The 21,562-nt window shown below is 67.6% G+C and carries 13 protein-coding genes and 1 tRNA gene; 13 read left to right on the forward strand and 1 reads right to left on the reverse strand.

Annotation, left to right across the window (positions count from 1 at the left end; translation table 11 throughout):
* Positions 1–9: 9 nt before the first annotated feature.
* Positions 10–1,167 (reverse strand): AAA family ATPase, encoded by a 1,158-nt coding sequence (locus AC1DKN_RS10920; RefSeq protein ID WP_476871267.1) that lies wholly within the window; start codon positions 1,165–1,167, stop codon positions 10–12.
* 177 nt (positions 1,168–1,344) lie between these two features.
* Between AC1DKN_RS10920 and AC1DKN_RS10925 the strand changes: the two genes are divergently transcribed.
* The 13 genes from AC1DKN_RS10925 (at position 1,345) to AC1DKN_RS10985 (ending at position 21,530) form a co-directional block, all read left to right on the forward strand.
* A complete protein-coding gene (locus AC1DKN_RS10925) occupies positions 1,345–2,232 on the forward strand; it encodes a TatD family hydrolase (RefSeq protein WP_476871268.1) in 888 nt (295 codons plus the stop codon).
* Positions 2,233–2,536: 304 nt separating this feature from the next.
* Positions 2,537–3,682 (forward strand): ubiquitin-like domain-containing protein, encoded by a 1,146-nt coding sequence (locus AC1DKN_RS10930; protein ID WP_476849065.1) that lies wholly within the window; start codon positions 2,537–2,539, stop codon positions 3,680–3,682.
* Between the two features lie 217 nt (positions 3,683–3,899).
* Positions 3,900–4,739, forward strand: a complete 840-nt coding sequence (gene rsmA, locus AC1DKN_RS10935; protein WP_476871292.1) for a 16S rRNA (adenine(1518)-N(6)/adenine(1519)-N(6))-dimethyltransferase RsmA — start codon at positions 3,900–3,902, stop codon at positions 4,737–4,739.
* Between the two features lie 81 nt (positions 4,740–4,820).
* A complete protein-coding gene (locus AC1DKN_RS10940) occupies positions 4,821–5,783 on the forward strand; it encodes a 4-(cytidine 5'-diphospho)-2-C-methyl-D-erythritol kinase (protein ID WP_028276492.1) in 963 nt (320 codons plus the stop codon).
* A 72-nt stretch (positions 5,784–5,855) separates the two neighbouring features.
* On the forward strand, positions 5,856–7,685 hold the full coding sequence (locus tag AC1DKN_RS10945) for an ABC-F family ATP-binding cassette domain-containing protein (protein ID WP_476871269.1): 1,830 nt from the start codon (positions 5,856–5,858) through the stop codon (positions 7,683–7,685).
* A 772-nt stretch (positions 7,686–8,457) separates the two neighbouring features.
* Positions 8,458–8,529, forward strand: a tRNA-Gln gene (locus AC1DKN_RS10950).
* A 43-nt stretch (positions 8,530–8,572) separates the two neighbouring features.
* Complete coding sequence (gene glmU / locus AC1DKN_RS10955; protein WP_476871270.1) at positions 8,573–10,099, forward strand: bifunctional UDP-N-acetylglucosamine diphosphorylase/glucosamine-1-phosphate N-acetyltransferase GlmU; 1,527 nt, start codon at positions 8,573–8,575, stop codon at positions 10,097–10,099.
* 5 nt (positions 10,100–10,104) lie between these two features.
* Positions 10,105–11,085, forward strand: coding sequence for a ribose-phosphate diphosphokinase (locus AC1DKN_RS10960; protein WP_018774662.1), 981 nt, complete (start codon positions 10,105–10,107; stop codon positions 11,083–11,085).
* A 277-nt stretch (positions 11,086–11,362) separates the two neighbouring features.
* Entirely contained in the window at positions 11,363–11,962 is a 600-nt protein-coding gene (locus tag AC1DKN_RS10965) for a 50S ribosomal protein L25/general stress protein Ctc (RefSeq protein ID WP_028276489.1), read from the forward strand.
* Between the two features lie 179 nt (positions 11,963–12,141).
* Positions 12,142–12,729, forward strand: a complete 588-nt coding sequence (gene pth, locus AC1DKN_RS10970; protein WP_223914139.1) for an aminoacyl-tRNA hydrolase — start codon at positions 12,142–12,144, stop codon at positions 12,727–12,729.
* A gap of 239 nt (positions 12,730–12,968) precedes the next feature.
* The gene (locus AC1DKN_RS10975; RefSeq protein WP_476871271.1) at positions 12,969–15,713 is read left to right on the forward strand and encodes a helix-turn-helix transcriptional regulator; all 2,745 of its coding nucleotides are present in this window, start codon (positions 12,969–12,971) and stop codon (positions 15,711–15,713) included.
* Entirely contained in the window at positions 15,691–18,504 is a 2,814-nt protein-coding gene (locus tag AC1DKN_RS10980) for a LuxR C-terminal-related transcriptional regulator (protein ID WP_476871272.1), read from the forward strand. The genes AC1DKN_RS10975 and AC1DKN_RS10980 overlap by 23 nt, the downstream gene beginning before the upstream one ends.
* A gap of 284 nt (positions 18,505–18,788) precedes the next feature.
* Positions 18,789–21,530, forward strand: coding sequence for a LuxR C-terminal-related transcriptional regulator (locus AC1DKN_RS10985; protein WP_476871273.1), 2,742 nt, complete (start codon positions 18,789–18,791; stop codon positions 21,528–21,530).
* Positions 21,531–21,562 lie beyond the last annotated feature (32 nt).

Consider the following 21,562-nt stretch of genomic DNA (forward strand, 5'->3'; position numbering starts at 1 on the left):
AGCCATTCCCTAGCGCGGATTAGGCAGGTTGGGCGGCGGCGCGGCTGCCATGGCCGAGGCCTTCTTCCGGCCGGGGCGTCCGGTTCCGTTGGGTGAGGCCGTCGCGTCCGGGGTGACGGGTATCTTGGCGATGATGGCCCGGATGACGCTTTGCGGCGTCTCACCCGCGCTGGCCGCCTTGCGGTCGAGGATGATCCGGTGGGCGAGCACCGCTTCGGCGACGCTGACGACGTCGTCCGGCAGCACAAAGTCCCGGCCCTCCAGCGCGGCGGTGGCCTTCGCCGCACGCAGGAGCTGCAGCATGGACCGCGGACTGGCGCCGAGCCGGAGAAGCCCGCTTTCCCGCGTGGCCCGGCCCAGGGCCACGGTGTACTCCTTGATCGACCGGGACACGTACACCTGCTGCACCGTGGCAATCATGGCGGCCACTTCCGCCGCGGTGACCACTGCCGTCACACGCGCCAGCGGAGAGGAGGCCTGGTGGGTTTCGAGCATCTCCATCTCAGACTCACGGTCCGGGTAGCCCATGGAAATCCGGGCCATGAAGCGGTCCCGCTGCGCTTCCGGCAGCGGATACGTGCCCTCCATCTCAATGGGGTTCTGCGTCGCCACCACCATGAAGGGCTCATCCAGCCGGTAGGACGTGCCGTCCACCGTGACCTGGTGCTCCTCCATGCACTCCAGCAGGGCTGACTGGGTCTTGGCCGAGGCGCGGTTGATTTCGTCCCCGATGACGATGTTGGCGAACACCGCGCCGTGCCGGAACTCGAAGGTCCGGGTCGCCTGGTTGTAGATGGACACGCCCGTGACGTCGGACGGGAGCAGGTCCGGGGTGAACTGGATCCGGCTGACGGAACAGTCGATGGTGCGGCCCAGCGTCTTCGCCAGGAGCGTCTTGCCCACCCCTGGGACGTCTTCGAGGAGCAGGTGGCCCTGGGCGAGGAGGACCGTGAGCGCCAGTTTGGCCGCTTCGGCCTTGCCGTCGATGACCGTATTGATCGCCGTCAGGATCCGGGTGCTGGCTGAGTGGAAAGCGTCGGCTTCCATGGCCGGCAGTTCATGCCGCGGGGGCCGGTGTCCGGCTGCGTTTGGATCCAAGGAAGCGCGGCCCGGGAGGCTCTGTCCTTGGGGGAGGATGTCGTCTACGGAAGTGCGGTGGTAATCCATCGGCAGCCTTTCAGCCCTGGTGGGTCCCGGATCTGACCGCCCGCGGCGGCCGGGCCCCGCAGTGGCATTCACCTGTTTCCTAACGGGGAAATTACAGAGTATTAACAGACTACTAACACAACTGCCGGCCCTGACAGAGAGTTCCGGGGAAATCTGGCCTCCGGTTAGGGTGGATGAATGCTCAATCCCCTCACTCCCGTCCCCTTCCGGTCGCCTGGACACGACGGTACCGGACGCAGCGGGTATCCGCCCGCACCTGAACCGCTTCCCGTGCCGGTCATGGACAACCACACGCATTTGGATTTTCCCGACGCGGAGCTTGAGGTGGGCATCAAGGACGCCCTCGATGCCGCCGCCGCCGTGGGCGTGCAAGGCGCGGTGCAGGTGGGCTGCGACCTCGAATCGTCCCGGTTTACGGTCAACGCCGTCGACCTCGATTCACGGCTCCTGGGCGCTGTTGCCCTCCACCCCAACGACGCCCCCGGCTACGCCCGGCGCGGCGGCCTGGAGGAGGCCCTGGCCGAGATCGAGGAGCTCGCCGCCCATCCGAGGATCCGGGCGATCGGGGAGACCGGCCTGGACTTTTTCCGGACCGAGGGCGAGGGCCTGGTCCACCAGCGCTATTCATTCCGCCGCCATATCGACATCGCCAAACGGCTTGGACTGACGCTGCAAATCCACGACCGCGACGCCCACGACGACGTCGTCCAGGTCCTGCGCGAAGAGGGGGCCCCGGAGCGGGTGGTCTTCCACTGTTTCTCAGGCGGCGAGGCGCTCGCCCGGACCTGCAACGCGGAGGGCTGGTACATGTCCTTTGCCGGAACAGTGACATTCAAGAACGCGACGGACCTGCGGGAAGCGCTGGCTATCGCTGAGCCGAGCCGGATCCTGGTCGAGACCGACGCGCCCTTCCTCACCCCGCACCCGCATCGCGGCCGGCCGAACGCGAGCTACATGGTTCCGTACACGGTGCGGGCCATGGCCGATGTGACTGGGTCGGAGCTTTCCGGGCTGTGTGCGCAGATCGCCGCAAATACGGTGCGGGCGTACGGATCCTGGGACTGAACCACCCTCATCCAGACTCCCGGTGTAGATACGGGGTATGCACAAATTCTTGGTTCCTTTATAACGCTTCGATTACAGTGGTCAACTATTAGCCGGGGTCGGGGAAGGCCTACGGATAATTTCACTCCAGCAGGGCGTGCATTGTGGCCAACGAACCACATGCGCGCTCTCGTTTTGGGTGAGGCAGTGCACGCATGTTCCGTGACGCTCCGGACGCTGTCCGGAGCCGCCGTTGGCGCGCTCGCGGGGGATGGCCACGTGCACTTTTCCCCGTGCCCGGAAGGTCCAAGAGATTCGGGCAATTGTGGTCAAGTTCTTCACATCGGACGGCAAGTTCAGCTTCGTCAAGGTTGGCACGCAGCTCGTGGTGCTGGTGGCACTGGTGCTGGGCCTCGTGGCCTTCGTCGGCAATAACAAGACGATCACACTCAACGTGGATGGCAAAGTCAGCTCCGTCCAGACCTTCGGCGGAACCGTCGGGGAAGTCGTCAAGAGCGCCAAGGTTGAACTGCAGCCATCTGACAGGGTGTCGCCTTCGGCGGACGCCCATGTGCAGGACGGGTCAGTCATCAACGTCAATCTCGCCAAGGCCGTCAAGGTCAGCCTGGACGGCGCCGAACGGACCATCTCCACCACCGCACCCACCGTCGAAGGGCTCGTGACCGAACTCGGCGTGGCCAGCGCTTCTCAGGTCTCCGTGCCCAAGGACGCCCAGCTCGCCGTCTCCGGCTCCTTCGTCTCCATCTCGACGCCGAAAAAGGTGAGCCTCGTTGCGGACGGTAAGGCGGCAGCGACCACCACGACGGCGGCCACAGTCGCCAAAGTGCTCGAGGACGCCGGGCTTTCGCTTGGGGCCAGCGACCGCGTCTCCCAGCCCGGGAACGCCCCGGTGGTCAATGACATGGTGATCAAGGTCTCCCGTGTCGACGTCAGCAAGACGGCCAACACCACCGAGCCCGTCGCCTTCGAAACGCTCACCACCGAGAGTGCTGACATGTTCAAGGGTGAGAAGAAGGTCACCCAGGCCGGCGTCGCCGGCACCACCAGCAAGAACTTCAAGCTGGTCCTCGTGGATGGCCGCGAAGCCTCCCGGACCCTGGTGTCCGAGACCGTCAGCGTCCAGCCCGTCACCGAAAAGGTCACTGTCGGCACCAAGGAAAAGCCCAAGCCCGCCGCCAACACCGGTGCGGCCGCCCCCGCCATGATGAACCAGGGCATGTGGGACAAGATCGCCCAGTGCGAATCCGGCGGCAACTGGTCCACCAACACCGGCAACGGCTACTACGGAGGCCTGCAGTTCGACGTCGGCACCTGGCTCAGCTCGGGCGGCGGCGCCTACGCCCCGAACGCCGCGGCCGCCACCAAGGCCCAGCAGATCGCCGTCGCCAACCGGGTCTACGCCCAGCGCGGACTGCAGCCCTGGGGTTGCGGCTGGGCAGCCTCCAGCTAGCAGGCCAGGCCGGCGGCTGACTGCCCGCCACTGAACGCCCGCAACTAAACGCCCGACTCCCGCGGCTGCCGACCACAGCCAGGGGAGAGCACAGGCCGGGTCCGGATTCCCTCCGGACCCGGCCTGCGGCGTACCGGCGCCGGGATAGGATACCTAGGTGACTGAACCGAGCCCCTCCGCCCCCGAAAGCCTGCCCGGAGCGGCGCCCGCACCGCTGATGGGTGCCTCCGATATCCGCCGGCTGGCAGAGGAAATCGGCGTGCGGCCCACGAAGACCCTCGGGCAGAACTTCGTGATCGACGGCAACACCATCCGGCGGATCGTGAACGCCGCCGACATCCGGGCCGATGAGATCGTCCTGGAAGTCGGCCCCGGACTCGGGTCACTGACCCTTGGCCTGCTGGACGCCGCCCGCAGCGTGGTCGCCGTCGAAATCGATCCGGTCCTTGCCGGGCGCCTGCCGGCCACTGTCGCCGCGTGGCGACCGCACGCCGTCGGGAACTTCCACCTCGTGCTGGCCGACGCCATGCGGGTCACCGAACTTCCCGTCGAGCCGACCGCCCTCGTCGCGAATCTTCCCTACAACGTGGCCGTTCCCGTGGTGCTGCACCTCCTGCAGCACTTCCCGAGCCTGCAGCACGGCCTGGTCATGGTCCAGGATGAAGTCGCCGACCGGCTCGCGGCCGGGCCCGGCTCCAAGACCTACGGCGTTCCATCCGTCAAAGCCGCCTGGTACAGCAGCATGCGCAAGGCCGGCGTGATCGGCATGAACGTCTTCTGGCCAGCGCCCAAGATCCATTCCGGGCTCGTCGCCTTCACGCGCCGGGAGCCCCCCGTCACGACCGCCACCAGGGAGCAGGTCTTCGCCGTGATCGACGCCGCCTTCGCGCAGCGCCGCAAGACGCTCAGGGCCGCGCTGGCCGGCTGGGCCGGCAGCGCCGCGGAGGCCGAACGCTGCCTGCGGGCCGCCGGCGTCGACCCCACCGCGCGCGGCGAAGTGATCGACATCGCGGCGTTCGCCAGAATCGCCGAAGCCCAAGGACAACCGGACTCCTGAGCTCCTTGTGAGCTCTGCATGGGCGCCTCCAAGGGCTGTTGCGTGCTTGGAGCCCGGGCCGCGATGCCATAGCGTGGAGCCATGAACGCAGTGAGAGGGCGCTTTGCCGCGAGGACCGTCCGGGTGAAAGCTCCAGGCAAGGTTAACGTCTCACTGGATGTCGGACCGCTGCGGCCGGACGGCTACCACTCCGTGGCCAGCGTCTACCTGGCTGTCTCGCTCTACGAAGAAATTGCCGCCACCAGCACCGATACCGGCGAGATCACCGTCAGCATCAGCGATGCGAGCACCGTGGACCTCGACGGGGTGGACATTCCGCTCGATCACCGCAACCTGGCCTACAAAGCCGCCGCCATCATGGCCGACGTCTCGGAACACTCCACGGGTGTCCACCTGGAGATCACCAAACGGGTGCCCGTGGCTGGCGGCATGGGCGGCGGATCAGCCGACGCCGCCGCCACCCTGCTGGCCTGCGACGCGTTGTGGAACAGCGGACTGTCCCGCGATGAGCTGGCCCACCTGGCCGCCGAGCTCGGCGCCGATGTTCCCTTCGCGCTGCTGGGCGGCACCGCCGTCGGACTGGGCCTCGGCGATGACCTCTCGCCGGCCCTGGTCAAGGCCCAGACGGACTGGGTCCTGGTCAGCGCGGACTTCGGCCTGCCCACCCCTGAGGTCTACCGCACCCTGGACCGCCTGCGCGCGGCCGAGGGCCTGGCGGTGGACGAACCCGACGCAGTGGATCCCGGCGTGCTCACGGCTCTGCGCAGCGGCGATGCCGACGCCCTGAGCCGCGTGCTGGTCAACGACCTCCAGCGCGCCTCGATCGAACTGGCCCCGGGCCTGCGCGAGACCCTGGGCCGCGGCGAGGCCTGCGGCGCGATCGCAGGCATCGTCTCCGGCTCCGGACCCACCGTCGCGTTCCTCGCGCACAGCCCCGCCGCGGCCGCCGGGCTCGCCGAAGAGCTGCGGCACCACAGCCTCGACGCCATGGCGGTGCACGGGCCGGTGCACGGGGCCCGCATCATCTCCGATACGCTCCTTTAGGAGCTTTTGACGCATCGCATCCGATGACTTCACAGCTTCACTTCACCGATACACCTAAGAAAGCAGTTCCCAGTGGCACACCTGCTCGGCGGCGAGAACCTCACGGTCTCGTATGCAACCCGTACCGTCCTCGATGGCATTACCCTCGGCCTTGAAGAGGGCGACCGGATTGGCATGGTGGGCCGCAACGGTGACGGCAAGTCAACCCTGATGCGGTTGCTGGCCATGCGCTCCACCCCGGACTCCGGCCGGGTGACCAAGCGCAGCGAGGTCAACATCGGCTACCTGGACCAGAGCGACGTGCTCGACGGCGACCTCACCGTCGGCGCCGCGATCGTGGGGGACCAGGCCGACTACGAGTGGGCCCGCAATCCCCAGATCCGCGAAGTCATGGGCGGGCTGGTGTCCGACGTCGACTGGCACGCCAACGTCCACGCGCTCTCCGGCGGGCAGAAGCGGCGTGTGGCGCTGGCCAAGCTGCTGATCGAGGACCACGACGTCATCATGCTCGACGAGCCCACGAACCACCTCGACGTCGAAGGCGTCGCGTGGCTGTCCCGGCACCTGAAGACCCGCTGGCGGGCCAACCAGGGCGCCTTCCTCGTGGTCACCCACGACCGCTGGTTCCTCGACGAAGTCTGCACCAAGACCTGGGAAATCCACGACGGCATCATGGACCCGTTCGACGGCGGCTATGCCGCCTACGTCCTGGCCCGGGCCGAGCGCGACCGCTCCGCTTCCGTGATGGAAAGCAAGCGCCAGCAGCTCGTGAAGAAGGAACTCGCCTGGCTCCGGCGCGGTGCCCCGGCCCGCACCGCCAAGCCCAAGTTCCGGATCGAGGCAGCCAACGCCCTGATCGCGGACGTCCCCGAGCCGCGCGACTCGACGGCGCTGAGCAAGATGGCCACCGCCCGGCTGGGCAAGGATGTCCTGGACCTCGAGCACGTCTCGCTGGACTTCCTCGGCGGCGAGCCCGGGCAGAAGCTCTTCGACAACATCACGCTGCGCCTCGCCCCCGGGGAGCGGCTGGGCGTCGTGGGCGTCAACGGCGCCGGCAAGACCACCCTGCTCAAACTCCTCAACGGTGAGATCCAGCCCAGCTCCGGGAAGGTCAAGCGCGGCAAGACGGTGGTCACCGCGGTCCTGACCCAGGAGGTCAAGGAACTCGACGACGTCTCGGACCTGCGCGTGATCGAAGTGATCGAGCGGGAAAAGCGCTCCTTCAACGTCGGCGGCAAGGAATTCACCGCCGGCCAGCTCGTGGAGCAGCTGGGCTTCACCAACGAGAAGCAGTGGACCCCGGTCAAGGACCTCTCCGGTGGCGAACGCCGGCGGCTGCAGCTCCTGCGCCTGCTCGTGGGGGAGCCGAACGTGCTGATGCTTGACGAGCCGACCAACGACCTCGACACCGACACCCTCGCCGCCGTCGAAGATGTGCTCGACGGCTGGCCGGGCACGCTCGTCGTCGTCAGCCACGACCGCTACCTGCTCGAGCGCGTCACGGACCACCAGATGGCGCTCCTTGGCGATGGCAAGATCCGTGCCCTGCCGCGCGGCGTGGACCAGTACCTCGAACTGCGGGAAGGGGCCCTGGCCGGCTCCACGATCACCGGCGGCGGCAACCCCGTCACCTCCGCCGGCGGTGGATCCGCTCCCGCCGCCAGCGGCCCTTCTGAGGCCGAAAAGCGCGACGCCCGCAAGGCCAAGAACCGGATCGACCGCCAGCTGGGCAAACTCAAGCAGCAGGAAGACAAGATCCACGCCCAGATGACCGCCGGGGCCGGGGACGCCAGCAAGTTCGACCAGCTCGCCGGGCTTAACGCGAAACTCCAGGAACTGGCCGGGGAACGCGAAGCCCTTGAACTCGAATGGCTCGAAGCCTTGGAAGTGCTGGGGGAGTAGCCTCCTGCCCTCCCCGGGACATGCCCAGCGTGAGCACCCACCGCTGGACATGTCCCTCGCAGCCCTCAAAACCCACGGGACATGTCCCTCGGCGCGGACCAACACCGGACATGTCCCTTGGCGGGCTCAAATCCCGCAGGGCATGTCCCACGGCGCGGACCAGCATTGGACATGTCCCTTGGAGGGCGCAAATCCCGCAGGGCATGTCCCTCGCCGCGGGCCAGCATTGGACATGTCCCTTGGAGGGCTCAAATCCCGCCGGGCATGTCCCTCGCCGCGGGCCAGGGATGGGCATATTGGCGTTATGCCCATTGTCCGGGACCAACACTGGGCATATCCCGCATAGGGACCAAGGTCTCTGAGCATGCCCGGGAAGGCACGTCCCGCGGAGTGCGTGAATCCTGCGGCACATGTCCGGCCGCGCGGGCCAGCACTGGACATGTCCCTTGTAGGGCTGAATTTCCGCTGGGCATGCCCCTCGGCCCGGTCCAGGGATGGGCATATTGGCATTATGTCCATTGCTCGGCTCCAACGCTGGGCATGTCCCGCGTGGGGAACGGGGTCTCTGCGCACACCCAGGAAGGCACGTTCCGCGGAGCTCGTGAATCCTGCGGCACATGTCCCGCCGCGCGGACCAGGAATGGGCATGTCCCGTGGCGCCGGCCGCACCGCCCACCCGCGCCTGCCCGCTCCTTCCGCGGCGCTGAGTCGCACGAGCATCAACCTTCGTGGCAGAATTGATTCTCGTGCCACAGGTCAAGCCTGGGCACGGTCCGCTCTGGTGTAATGGCAGCACCCCGGCCTTTGGAGCCGTGGAGTATAGGTTCGAGTCCTATGGGCGGAACTTGGCGAGACACACCGCGCAACCAAGCAAGGAGAGCCAATACGTGAGCCCCGAGAATACTGGCCCGGCCGCCGTGATCGTCCTAGCTGCAGGGGCCGGTACCCGGATGAAATCCCGTACCCCCAAAATTCTCCATGAGATCGGCGGCCGCTCGCTGGTCGGCCACGCGCTCCAGGCGGCCCGCAGTATCAGCCCCCGCGAGCTGGCCCTGGTGGTCCGGCATGAACGCGACCTCGTGGCCGCCCACGTCTCCGCCCTCGATCCGAAAGCCCTGATTGTGGACCAGGACGATGTGCCCGGCACCGGCCGCGCGGTCGAGGCGGCACTGGAAGCGCTCGACACGCTCGACCCCCAAGGCCCGCTGGCCGGAACGGTCGTGGTCACGTACGGCGACGTCCCGCTGCTCACCGGTGGCCTGCTCGGCGAGCTCGTCGCCGCCCACGAGGCCGAGGGCAACGCCGTCACCGTCCTCACCGCCGTGCTCGAGGACGCCACCGGCTACGGTCGCATCCTCCGCGCAGAAGACGGAACCGTCACGGGAATCCGCGAACACAAGGACGCCACCAGCGCCGAACGCGAAATCCGTGAGGTTAACTCCGGCATCTACGCCTTCGACGCCGCAGTCCTGCGCGACGCGCTGGTCCACGTCACCACGGACAACGCCCAGGGCGAAAAGTACCTCACCGATGTCCTGGCCCTGGCCCGCGCCGCGGGCGGCCGCGTCGCCGCCGTCGTCACCGACGACCGCTGGCAGGTGGAGGGCGCCAACGACCGCGTCCAGCTCTCGGCGCTCGGCGCTGAACTCAACCGCCGCACCCTCGAAGCCTGGATGCGCGCCGGCGTGACCGTCGTGGATCCCGCCACGACGTGGATCGACGCCACGGTGACGCTCGACGAGGACGTCCGGCTCCTGCCCAACACCCAGCTGCACGGCAGCACCACGGTGGCGCGCGACGCCGTGGTCGGCCCGGACACCACGTTGACCGACGTCACGGTGGGGGAGGGCGCCACGGTGATCCGCACCCATGGCTCCGGCTCCACGATCGGGGCGCGCGCCAGCGTCGGCCCCTTCACCTACCTGCGCCCGGGCACCGTCCTGGGCGAGACCGGCAAGATCGGCGCGTTCTACGAAACCAAGAACGTCACGATCGGCCGCGGCTCGAAGCTGTCCCACCTCGGCTACGCCGGGGACGCGGAGATCGGCGAGGACACCAACATCGGCTGCGGCAACATCACGGCCAACTACGACGGCGAGAAGAAGCACCGTACGGTGATCGGCTCGGGTGTGCGCACCGGTTCGAACACCGTGTTCGTGGCCCCCGTGCGCGTGGGCGACGGCGCCTACAGCGGCGCCGGGGCGATCATCCGCAAGGACGTCCCGGCCGGCGCCCTCGCCGTCACCCTGGCCAAGCAGCGGAACTCGGACGGCTGGGTTGCGGCCAACCGCCCCGGTTCCGTTTCCGCCGGCCTGGCCGAGTCCGCCCTGGCCGCATCCGCTGCCGCGGTGGATTCCGCCGCGGGCGCCGCCCCAACATCCTCCACTACTCCGGCACCGACAGAAGAGGGCTAGCAATCATGAGCGAAATTACGGCACACGGCGAGAAGAAGCTGGTGCTGGCCGCGGGGCGCGCGCACCCTGAGCTGGCGAAGGAGATCGCGAAGGAGCTCGGCACCGAGCTGCTGCCCCTGGACGCCTACGACTTCGCCAACGGCGAGATCTACGTGCGGGCCGGCGAGAGCGTCCGAGGCACCGACGCCTTCGTGATCCAGGCCCACCCGGCCCCGTTGAACAACTGGCTCATGGAACAGCTGATCATGATCGATTCGCTCAAGCGGGCCTCCGCCAAGCGCATCACTGTGGTGTCCCCGTTCTACCCCTACGCCCGGCAGGACAAGAAGGGCCGTGGCCGCGAGCCGATCTCGGCACGCCTCGTCGCCGATCTGTACAAGACCGCCGGCGCCGACCGGATTATGAGTGTGGACCTGCACACTTCCCAGATCCAGGGCTTCTTCGACGGCCCCGTGGACCACCTGATGGCCATTCCGCTCCTGGCCGACTACATCCGCACCCGGGTCGGCTCGGACAAGGTCACGGTCGTCTCGCCGGACACCGGCCGCGTCCGCGTGGCCGAGCAGTGGGCCGAGCGCCTCGGCGGCGCGCCGCTGGCGTTCGTGCACAAGAGCCGGGACCTCACCGTGCCCAACCAGGCCGTCTCCAAGACGGTCGTGGGCCAGATTGAAGGCCGCACCTGCGTCCTGATCGACGACATGATCGATACCGGCGGAACCATCTCCGGCGCCGTCCAGGTGCTCAAGAACGCCGGCGCCAAGGATGTCATCATCGCCGCGACCCATGCCGTGTTCTCCGATCCGGCGGCCCGCCGGCTCTCCGAGTCCGGCGCCCGCGAAGTGGTGGTCACCAACACGCTGCCGATCACCGCGGACAAGCGCTTCCCGCAGCTGACCGTGCTCTCCATCGCGCCGCTGATCGCCCGCGCCATCCGTGAAGTGTTCGACGACGGTTCCGTCACCAGCCTGTTCGACGGCCAGGCCTAAGCCGGCCGGCGGAGGGCCCGGTTTCAGAAACCGGTCCCTCCGCTGGTAGCCTTGTACCGAAACCTTGGCGAGGGAGAGCGCCGGCCTTCCGTATTGAATTCCTTATTGACGGGAAATTAATCGGAACCCGGACTGCTGGTCTCCGTAATCGACTGGGTCTGAATCTCCTTCTGAAGGGCAGCCGCACGGCAGCCCGGCGTTGAAGGTCGTAAACAGACCTCCGCCCTTGCTGAACACCGTTTAGTCCCACAGCTTGAAATCCCACGAGGAGATATCCATGTCTGAGCAGAAGCTCGCAGCAGAAGTCCGCACCGAATTCGGCAAGGGCTTCGCCCGCCGCGCCCGCATGGCCAACCTGATCCCGGCCGTCATCTACGGCCACGGTGCCGAGCCGATCCACATCACCCTGCCGGCGAAGGCCACCACCCTGGCCGTCCGCACCGCCAACGCCCTGCTGACCCTGGACATCGACGGCGAGCAGCACCTGGCCCTCGTCAAGGACATCCAGCGCAACCCGATCAAGCAGATCATCGAGCACCTCGACCTGCTGACCGTCCGCACCGGCGAGAAGGTCACCGTTGACGTGCCCGTTCACCTCAGCGGCGAACTGGCTCCGGGCAACGTCCACAACCTGGAAATGACGGTCGTTTCCGTCGAGGCCGAGGCAACCCACCTGCCGACCGCCATCGAGGTCAGCATCGAAGGCCGTAGCGCCGGCGAGCACATCCACGCTTCCGACCTCGTCCTGCCGAAGGGTTCCACCCTGCTGGCCGACCCCGAAGCGCTCGTCGTCAACATCTCCGAGGCCACCGAAAACGTCGAAGAGGGCGAAGAGGGCGAAGCAGCCGCACCGTCGGCCGAAGCAGCAGCCGAGTAATTCCGTTGAATTTTACGGCGGCCGGGTCCCTCAGGGGCCCGGCCGCCGTCGTCTCTGATGCCGTATCCCGCGCCGTACGCGCCCCGTAGCCGGCTGCCTGCCCCGACCCACTTGACCCGTCCCACCTGACCCGCCCCACTGGCCGCGCCCCCGGCTGCGTCCCACCGAAGGACTGACCCATGACCGACACCTGGCTGATCGTAGGCCTTGGCAACCCCGGATCCGAGTACAGCCACAACCGGCACAACGTCGGCCAGATGGTCCTGGACGAACTCGCCTCGCGCGTCGGCGGTGGCTTCAAATCGCACAAATCGCGTGCCCAGGTCCTCGAAGGGCGCCTGGGCATCGGCGGACCCCGGATCGTGCTGGCCAAGCCGCTGTCATACATGAACGTCTCCGGCGGCCCGGTGTCTGCCCTGGCCCAGTTCTACGGCATCGATCCGGCCCACGTCATTGCCGTCCATGACGAGATCGACATCCCCTTCGACACCGTGCGGCTCAAGATCGGCGGCGGCGAAGGCGGCCACAACGGACTGCGCGACATCTCCAAGGCCCTGGCCACCAAGGACTACCTGCGCGTGCGGGTGGGCGTCGGGCGTCCGCCCGGACGGATGGAGACCGCGGACTTTGTCCTGCGTGACTTTTCCGCGCCGGAGAAAAAGGAACTGCCCTTCCTCATCGACTCAGCTGCCGACGCCGTCGAACTCCTGGTCCGGGACGGCCTCACCGCCGCCCAACAAAAGTTCCACCCCGCCAAGGCGACGTAGCCCCTCCCGGACGTAAACGCAGGCAAAACAGCACGCAGCCGAAACGCCCCGACCGCGGGCCGGCCCGGGCCCGCGGCGGGCGGGCGAGGACTAAGTTGCATGCCGATTGCGTGTTTCCTTTCCAAGCTTTCCGCATTCCAGCTATGATCTGTCTACTCTCACGTCGGGGGATAGGGATACGCTACTTCTAAGTGGGCAGTCCGGGGTTGCTGTCTGCAAAGCGGTACGAAGGAAACTACATGTCGAGGGATTCGCTGGGCTGGGGGAATGTTTCCACTACATTGGCACCCGCCGAAGAAGAACATGCTGCCGGCCAGGTCGCGAGACACGGCTGGTCCGGTTTGGCGCGGAACGCTGATGCCGAGCGTGTCCGCCAGGAACTGCTTGCCCAGGACCGGATGGGCGTCGTCATCACCGGCGACCGCGGCGTGGGCAAAACGCTTGTCGGCCGGACCGCCCTCGCGGGCTTCGGCCCCGAGGTGTACACCATCCAGCTCCGCAGTTCGGGGCCGGGTTCGGCAACGCCGTACGGCTGCCTCGCCTTCACCCTTGCGCGGCTCCCGCAGAGTTCCCTGGGCTCGCCGACCGCCATCCTGCACGGCATTACCTCGCTGATCCGCGACGACGCCGCCGGCCGCCAGTGCGTGATCCTGCTCGACAACGCCGGTGCCCTCGATGAACTCAGCACCGGGGTCCTGCTCAACCTGCTCCAGACCCGGACCGCCCGGTTGATCGCAACGGCCCAGCGCACCACTGACCTTCCGCCCGATTTCTACTGGCTCATCACTTCCGGCCAGCTCGCCGAGGTCCGGCTCGCCAACCTGACCGAGCTCGAGACGCTGGAGGTCCTGCAGTCAGCTTTGGGCCATCGGGTCTCGACCGCCCTGGCAAGCCAGCTGCACCAGCTGGTCGGCGGCAGCCCCACGCTCCTGCAGGCCGTCGTCTCCGAACAAATCGAACGCGGCAACCTGGTCCTGTCCGGATCCGTGTGGACACTGCTCGATGAGGTTGTGCTGGATGGCCGCACGGCGCTGGAGGATATTGTCCGGGCCAGGTATGCCAGGGAAACACCCGAGGCCAGGGAGGTCATCGACGTCCTCTCCTGTGCCCGGACCCTGCCCCTGTCCCGGCTCGCCAGGATGTACAGCCCCGGTGTCATCGCCGACATGGAAGAGGCCGGCCAGATCGTGGTCGACCGCGCGGACCGGCACCTCGTTACGCTGGGCGACCGCTACCTCGGCGACATTGTCCGCAACTGGCTCAGTGTGGAGCGCCGGCTGGAGCTCCGGGACAAGGTCCCCGGACACCAGGAACATGAACTGGACGAACTGACAGTCGAAGACCTGCTGGCCTACGCGGCGTGGACCCACGACTGCCACGCCCAGCTGGCCCCCGCCCACGCCGTCGCGGCTGCCAGTGCCGCCGTCAAGCTCTTCGACCCGAAATTTGCCCTTAAATGCGCCGGCAGCCTCTCTCCCTCGGACCCTGAATGGGCCGAAGGGCAGCTCCAGAAATCGGCTGCCTACCTCCAGCTCGGCCTGCCGCTGCAGGCCATGTCCGCGCTGGACGACGTCTCCGAACGGCAGGTCAACGGCCTTGCGGCCGAGAACTTCGCCGAATTCATCGCGGCGAAGGCTGACTGCATGGCGTGGCTGGACGACCGCTCCGGCCAGGTCCCCGAACTGCTTGGGCAGGCCAGGGTACGGCTCCAGGACCTGAGCCTGGACGAGCCGTCCCCCGCCCCTGCGGCGCTTGCCCGGGCGGGGCTCTGCCTGGATCTGTGCGAGTTCAACTATTTCTCTTTCATCGGGGATTTCCAGCCCATGATGCAGCGGCTTACCACCGCGGCCACCACGGACGTGCCCGGCGCCGATCCCGTGCACCGGCTCAGGTCGGCCATCATCCTGATGGAGGCCTGGTCCATGACCGGTCACGAACTCGACGCCCGCAAACTCATGCGGGAAATCGGCGGACAGCTGGGCGAGTGGTCCAACGTGCCGCGCATCCGGGAAAACTTCGCCTGGCGCTCTTTCAACGTGCTGCTCCTCTCGGGCCTGTGGCGCCAAGCCATCGACATGCTCAAGGACGCGAGCGGCCGGGCCGGGCACGGGCTGCATTCCGGCAGCGCCGCAACGGACCTCGCCGTCGGACTCGCCTATGTCTATGCCGGCCGCGGGTACATGGCTCTGGATCCGTTGCTGGCCGCGATCGCCCAGCTGGAGGTCCGGGCGAGCCTGCAGTCCCTGCGCCAGGCCTACGCCGCTACTGCTTTTGCCTACGCCCAGACCGGCAACTCGGTCCAGGCCACGATCTACCTGGACCGGGCCCGCTCGGCTGACGGCCCGGCCCGCTTCACGGTCGGCAGTTCCACCGAGTTCTGCATGGATATGGCCTCGCGGTGGCTCGGTGACCCCGAAGCCAAGGACCGGCTGATACGGTCCGCGGAGGAGCATTTCCGGAAGGGCCGCTACACCCTGGCCGGCATCTGCATGCTCGGGGCCACCGTCAACGGCACCGTCAAGGATTTTCTTTTCATGGAGGAAATCGCCGGGCTGCGGCAGGGGCCGCTGGCCGAGCTGTCCCGGACGGTCGCCGTCGGCAGCCGGAAGAAGGACGCCGCGATCATGCTCGAAGCCGCCGGGCAGGCCGCGGGCCTCGAACTGGACGCCGTCCAGGCCCGGTGCGCCGCGCTCGCATTCGACTTCGCCAAGGGCGCCGGGCTAACCGCCAGCGCCAACGCCGCCTACAGCATGCTGGAGAGCCTCTCGGAGTCCGTACCGGCGCTGCCCGTCATGCCGCGCAACAAGGGCCCGCTGCTGACGGACCGGGAGCGGCAAATCGCCACCCTGGCCGGGAACGGGGTCTCCAACAAGGACATCGCCCTGGAAGTGGGCATTTCCGTCAGGACCGTGGAGGGCCACTTGTACCAGGTGTTCACGAAGCTCGGCGTTTCTTCGCGAAGTGATCTGCTTGGACTCATCTAAGGGGCCGGCGGGAAACCCCGGCACGGCGCCGGCCCGCGCCTTGACCGGGAGGTCGGAAGATTTGATGTCTGCAGTGGAAGCCCTCCAGGGCGGCAGCCATGTGGCCGTGTTCGTCCTCGGTGACAGTGGGATGGGCAAATCAAGGCTCATCGATGCAGTCGTCGGGGAGCTGGCCCCGGAGGTGACGCCGGTGCCGATCCACGGCAGCGCGTCGCTGACCAAGGTGCCCTACGGTGTCCTGGGTCCCTTCATCGTCGGACTGCCGGTCCAGGAAGCAACATCGCAGCTGGCCGTGCTGAGGACGCTGTGGGCGCATCTGGAAGAGCAGAAGCGGGCCACCCAGAAGCCCCTCCTGCTGGTCGTTGACGACGCACACGATCTCGACGAGGCGACGGCCGGAATCCTCGCGGAGCTGGCGGCGGCCGGCTGGGCGAAACTGCTTGTGGGCGCGGCGGCCCGGCCCGGACTGCCGGAACCGCTCCTGCAGCTCTGGTTTGAAGGCATCGCCGAGCGGCACGACCTGCGCCCGCTCACCCTCGCGCAGACCACAGAGATGCTGGAGGGCGAGCTCGGCTCGCAAGTGCTGCCAAACGTCGCCGAGATCCTCTGGGAGGCCTCCGGCGGCAACCCGATGCTCCTCAACGGGCTCCTGGACGACGCCAGGAACGACGGGACGCTGCTGCGGCGCAACGGTGTCTGGTTGTTCACCCGGCACCTGAACAGCCACGGTGACCGGCTGACCGACGTCGTGCGCCGCCAGTTGCTGCTGCGCTCGCCGGAAGAACGGCAGGCCCTGAACCTCGTGGCGCTGGCCGAACCCGTGTCCCGGGAACTGATCGAGTCGGTGGCCGGCGAAGAGGCCGTGGGATCACTGATCGACAGCGAACTGATCCGGGTCACGGACACCGGGACGGGTGAGCTGCGGCTGTGGCATACCGTGTACGGCGACACCTTGCGGAACCTGATTTCACCGGCCAGGAGCCTGCAACTTCGGCAAAGCCTGCTGCGCAAGATGGACAGCGAGCCGACGTCTGCCGAGGGACTGCTGCGGCAAGTGAGCTGGTCGATCGAATGCGGCGCGGAGGTCGAGGACCGGCAGCTCCTGAGGGCGGCCGTGCTGGCGAGCCGGCTTTACGAGGACGAGCTCGCCCGCAAGGCTGCCGTCCTCGTCAAGGATCCGGAACTGCAGATGGCGGCCCGCGCCGTGATAGCACGGACCCGCTACAACGCCTCCGACTACATGGCGGCCCGGGACATCCTCGACGCCGATTTCGGGCAGGGAAACAGCATCCCCGGGCTCCTGGCCGGATCCCTCCTGTGGGCCGCAACGATGTCAGCGCTGGGCCACACACCGGCGGAGATCATCAAGCGGGCACAGGTGCTCCGACGCGCCGCCGAACGCCTCGCCGCGGCCCGGCCGGACGACGCCGAAGCCATTCACCGTGCCACGGAAGAGCGGCTGGAGATTCTGGAAGCCATGGTCCTGGCGCTGGCGGGCGAGTACGCGGCAGCCCCGGCCGCGGCGGCGTCCGGCGGGGACGCGGCTGCCGGCACCCCGCCCTCGAACACCCCACACTCGAACACCCCGCCGTCGAACACCCCGCCGTCGAACACCCCACCCTCGAACACCCCACCCTCGAACACCCCACAGTCGAACACCCTCGTACAGGCGTTCCGGCTCTGCCTCGACGCGGAGCGGCTGCTTGCCGGCGGCAAAGGACTGAGCGCCCTCGCCGCGATGACCCGGGCCATCGAGGCCGCCGGGGCCGATCACGATGAGCTCTACTTCCTCACCGACTTCCTCGTCGTCCGATCGGCGGCCGCCGCAATCCACTCCGGCGACTGGCAGGGGGCGGAAAGCCTCCTGACCGGCTTCGTCGCCGGATCCGGGCCCAACCTGATTTCCTTCGGCGGGGGAGTGCACGCGGCGCACGGCATCATTCTGCTCTACCAGGGCAAGGCCGCCCAGGCCCTGAACACGCTAAGTGCCGCGCTCGAAGCGCTGCGGTTGACCGACCCTCAGCAGCTGTTCGCGCTCACGGCGGCCATGGCCTTCGCGGCAGCCGCCGAAGTCGGTGCCCAGACGAAGGCGGAGCTACTCCTCGCCGACTTCGAGGCAGCACCCGCGGCCCTGCCGCGGTACATGCGCTCACTGGCCGCGATGGCCGTGGTCTATGGAAAGGCCCGGCTCGGGAACTACCCGGGTGCCATCGCGGAACTGAAGCGGCTCGGCCGACCTTACCCGGAAGTGGACACCGCCGGGCTCGAACTCGACGCGCTGGCCTTCTGCCTGGCCCTGGGGGACACGGACTCGGCGCCGAGGCTGCTCGAACTCCGGGCCGGGCTCGAGGGGCCAAGGCCCGCCGCGATCTGCGCCTACGCCGCAGCCATCAGCGCGGACAACGCCGCAGACCTCCTTGAGGCCGCGAAAGCCTGTGAAGCGGCGGAATTGTGGGCCTTTGCCGCCCTCGCCTACGACGCCGCGGCGCACGCCTACCGGGCCGCGGGCGACACCCTCAGGGAGCGCATGGCCAATTCCCAGCGGAAGCGGTGCCTGGACCGGGCCGATGACCTACCCGGCGACGAAGCGGCCAAGAACGATGACTCGCTCGGCATACTGACCCGCCGCGAGCGCGACATTGTGGCGCTGGCGGTACGCGGCCTCACTGACCGGCAGATTGCCGCAGAGCTCCAGGTGTCCGTGCGCACGGTTGAAGGCCACCTCTACCGCAGCTACGCGAAGCTCAACGTCAAGGGCCGTGAGCAGCTTCCCGGTATCGGCGGGCACTAGCGGCAAGCAAGGGAGAGGCCGCGTGGGGCCGTGTCCGCCGGCCGGCCGGCCGTGGCGGGGCCGCTTCCCCGGTGTCCGGGCCGCTACCGGCGCCGGACACGTGCGGCGGGATGGCGACTACTTGGTTTGGGCCTTGCGGCAGCGCCGGTCCAACTGAGTACAGCTACGTAGAGCGGGCGGAATACTCGCTAGGTAATCGAGTACTACTTACGCATACCGAAAATACGCGTAGTCCCTACCGTTGAGGTATCACCGCTCACACTTTGATTGCGAAGGTCTCTCATATGTTCCAGCAAGACGCCGGCTTGCCAACGGGCAGCGGCCAGACAGAAATATTGTTTCCGGCGCAAAGAAACGGTCATGGCCGCAGTAAGGACAGACCCTTCACCCGCCAGGAGGTCGTTGCCGACATCGTTGAGACCCTGACGTCGGGTTCCGGCTGCGGCATCGTGCTCGTGGGCGACCACGGGGCCGGCAAATCCTTTATCGCCCAGCGCGCCCTGGAGCAGCTCGGCGACGAGTACCTGGTAGTCCAGGTCAGGGGCAGCTCCATATCCTCCAAGCTTCCCTACGGGGCCTTGAGCGTCCTGCTCAACGACCTCGACGCCTCCCACCTCGAGCACCCGCTGATGGTGCTGCGCGGACTGACCCAGCTGCTCCACAACAAATCCGAAGGCCGGCGAATCGTCCTCTTCGTGGACAACGCCCATGACCTCGACGAGCTCTCCAGCATGATGGTGGCCCAGTTGAGCGCCGGGTCCCATGTCACGTTGCTGGCGGCGTGCGTCGACATGCCGCACATTGGCGGGGACATCATGGGCCTGTGGAAGGATGACCTGCTCCGACGGGTGGACCTCGGACCGTTCGACTTCGCAGAGACGGCAACAACGCTGCACCACGAATACGGCGGCCGGTTCTCCCTGACCGCTGCCCGGGCGCTTTGGAGTGCGAGCGGGGGCAATGCCTTGTTCCTCCATTCCCTGGCCCGGGAGCAGATCAAGCTGGGCACAGTGATCCGCCAGGACGGTGTGTGGTTCCTGGGCAACGGTCCCATCGCCTTGACCGGAGAGATCCGGGACGTCGTGAAGGCACGCCTCAACCGGCTCGGCAACGGCCAGCGCGACGTCTTTGAACTGCTGGCACTCGCCGGGGCAGTCCCGTTGCAGACACTCATGCTCATCGCCAACCCGCAGGATATGGACGCGCTCCAGGAGCGGGCCCTGATCCGGGTCACCCATGACCATCCGCCGATGGTCAGCATCGCCAATCCGGTGACCGCCGGAATTGTCGCCAACGTGGTCCCGCCCGGGCGCAGCGCCGAACTCCGCCGCCGGCTCACGGCCGTGCTCCAGGAATCGGACACGCTGGACACCGGCGGCTCGGCCGGCGTCGCCTGGGCGCTGGATTGCGGGGAAGAGGTGAGCTCCCAGGTCGCCCTGGCCGCCGCACGCGCCGCGAACGGTGCATCCGACCACGCGGCCGCCTTGCGATTTGTCCAGGAGGTCGAAGGAAGCGAACCCGCTGCCCTGATGGCCATCGAAACAGTCAATGCCCACATCTCGGTGAACAACGAGGACTCCGCACGCCGGGTTCTGGAGGCACTGGATGACGGCGCGTGCGCCAAGCTTCCCCTGACCGAGTGGACCGCTTTGCAGCTGCTGCGCGTGGAACTGGACAAACGCAGCACCGCCCCGGGCGCCGACCCCGAAGCCCGGATACAGGAGTTCGCCGAGCGGCTGGCTGCCGAGCCCGCCGCACAGAGTTCAGTTGCCGTTGCAGCCCGGGAGCGGCTGCGCCTGGCGGAGGCTGGGCTCGCCGCTTTCCGTGGACGCTACGACGAAGTCCTGGCCATAACCGACGGCGTGGACGCGGGGGACCTGGGCAGCGAACCAAGGATCCTGACCGCCAGCGTGCGCAGCGAGGCCCTGGCCGTCACCGGCAACGTGGTGCGGGCGCTCGCCCTCGGAAAGCAGATCCTGGCGGCCACAGCCGGCGTGCAGCTCCCGGACCATGCGGTTCGTGAGATCAGGGGCAGGTTCCTCCTCCTCCTTTTGCTCTCCGGCAAGTTCAGGGAAACGTCCGTCTATCTTGAGGAGACGTACAGCGGCGCAGAGCCCCAGACCAGGCTGGGCGGGATGTTTGAGATCGGGCACGGCGTCATGGACCTGCATGCCGGACACCTCGACGACGCCTTGTCCCGGCTCCAGGCGGGCCGGTGGCAGCTTCGGGCGCAGGACCCCGACGCTTTGGGCGGCCTGGCCGCGGCCGTGTGTGCCTATGCCGCCGCACTCCAGGGCGAAGAGGAAATGGCCGGCCTGCTACTGGACGATCTTGCCCAGGCCAGGCCGCCCGCGGCCTGGCTGGTGGAACGGCTCACACGCTATTTCGAACTGTCGGCCCAGGCCGAGCTCGGCCAGAGGGCAATGTCCATCCGTGCGCTCTCAGCCGAAGCGGGCAACGACGCCGAAACGTCAGCACTGGCCCCCGCGCTCCTGTTCCAGTCCGCCGCGGCCCGGCTGGGAGACCGCCAGACGGGCCAGAAGCTCGGCAGCCTGAGCGGGAGGGTGACCGGACAATTTGCGGCCCTGTGCTCGCGGCTGGCCGAAGGCATGCGCGAGGCTGACAGCGAGCAGTTACTGGCAGCATCCAAGGAAGCTGAGGCATGCGGCAACACCGTGTTCGCCCGGGACGCGGTGCGGAAAGCCGTCGGCTGCGCGAACGACGCCGGCAACCGCATCGCGCTGCGGATCGCCCAGCGGGCGCAGCAGTCCCTCGATGACAAGTTCGGCAGTCCGAAGAACGGGCTGCGGTCGCTTACAACCTCAACCCTGACGGCGAGGGAATGTGAAGTGGCGGTCCGGGCCGCTGCCGGTACGTCCAACCGCAAGATCGCGGAACAGATGCACGTATCCGTCCGCACTGTGGAGGGACACCTCTATCAGGTGTATTCGAAGCTGCACGTCGCCAGCCGATCGGAACTCAAAGATGTCATCTCGACTCCGGCAGACAGCGCCAGGCTCGGCTGAGCCCGGCAGACTGCAGGCGGCAACCCGGACGG

The sequence above is a fragment of the Arthrobacter sp. 01N444 genome (genome assembly GCF_056399305.1).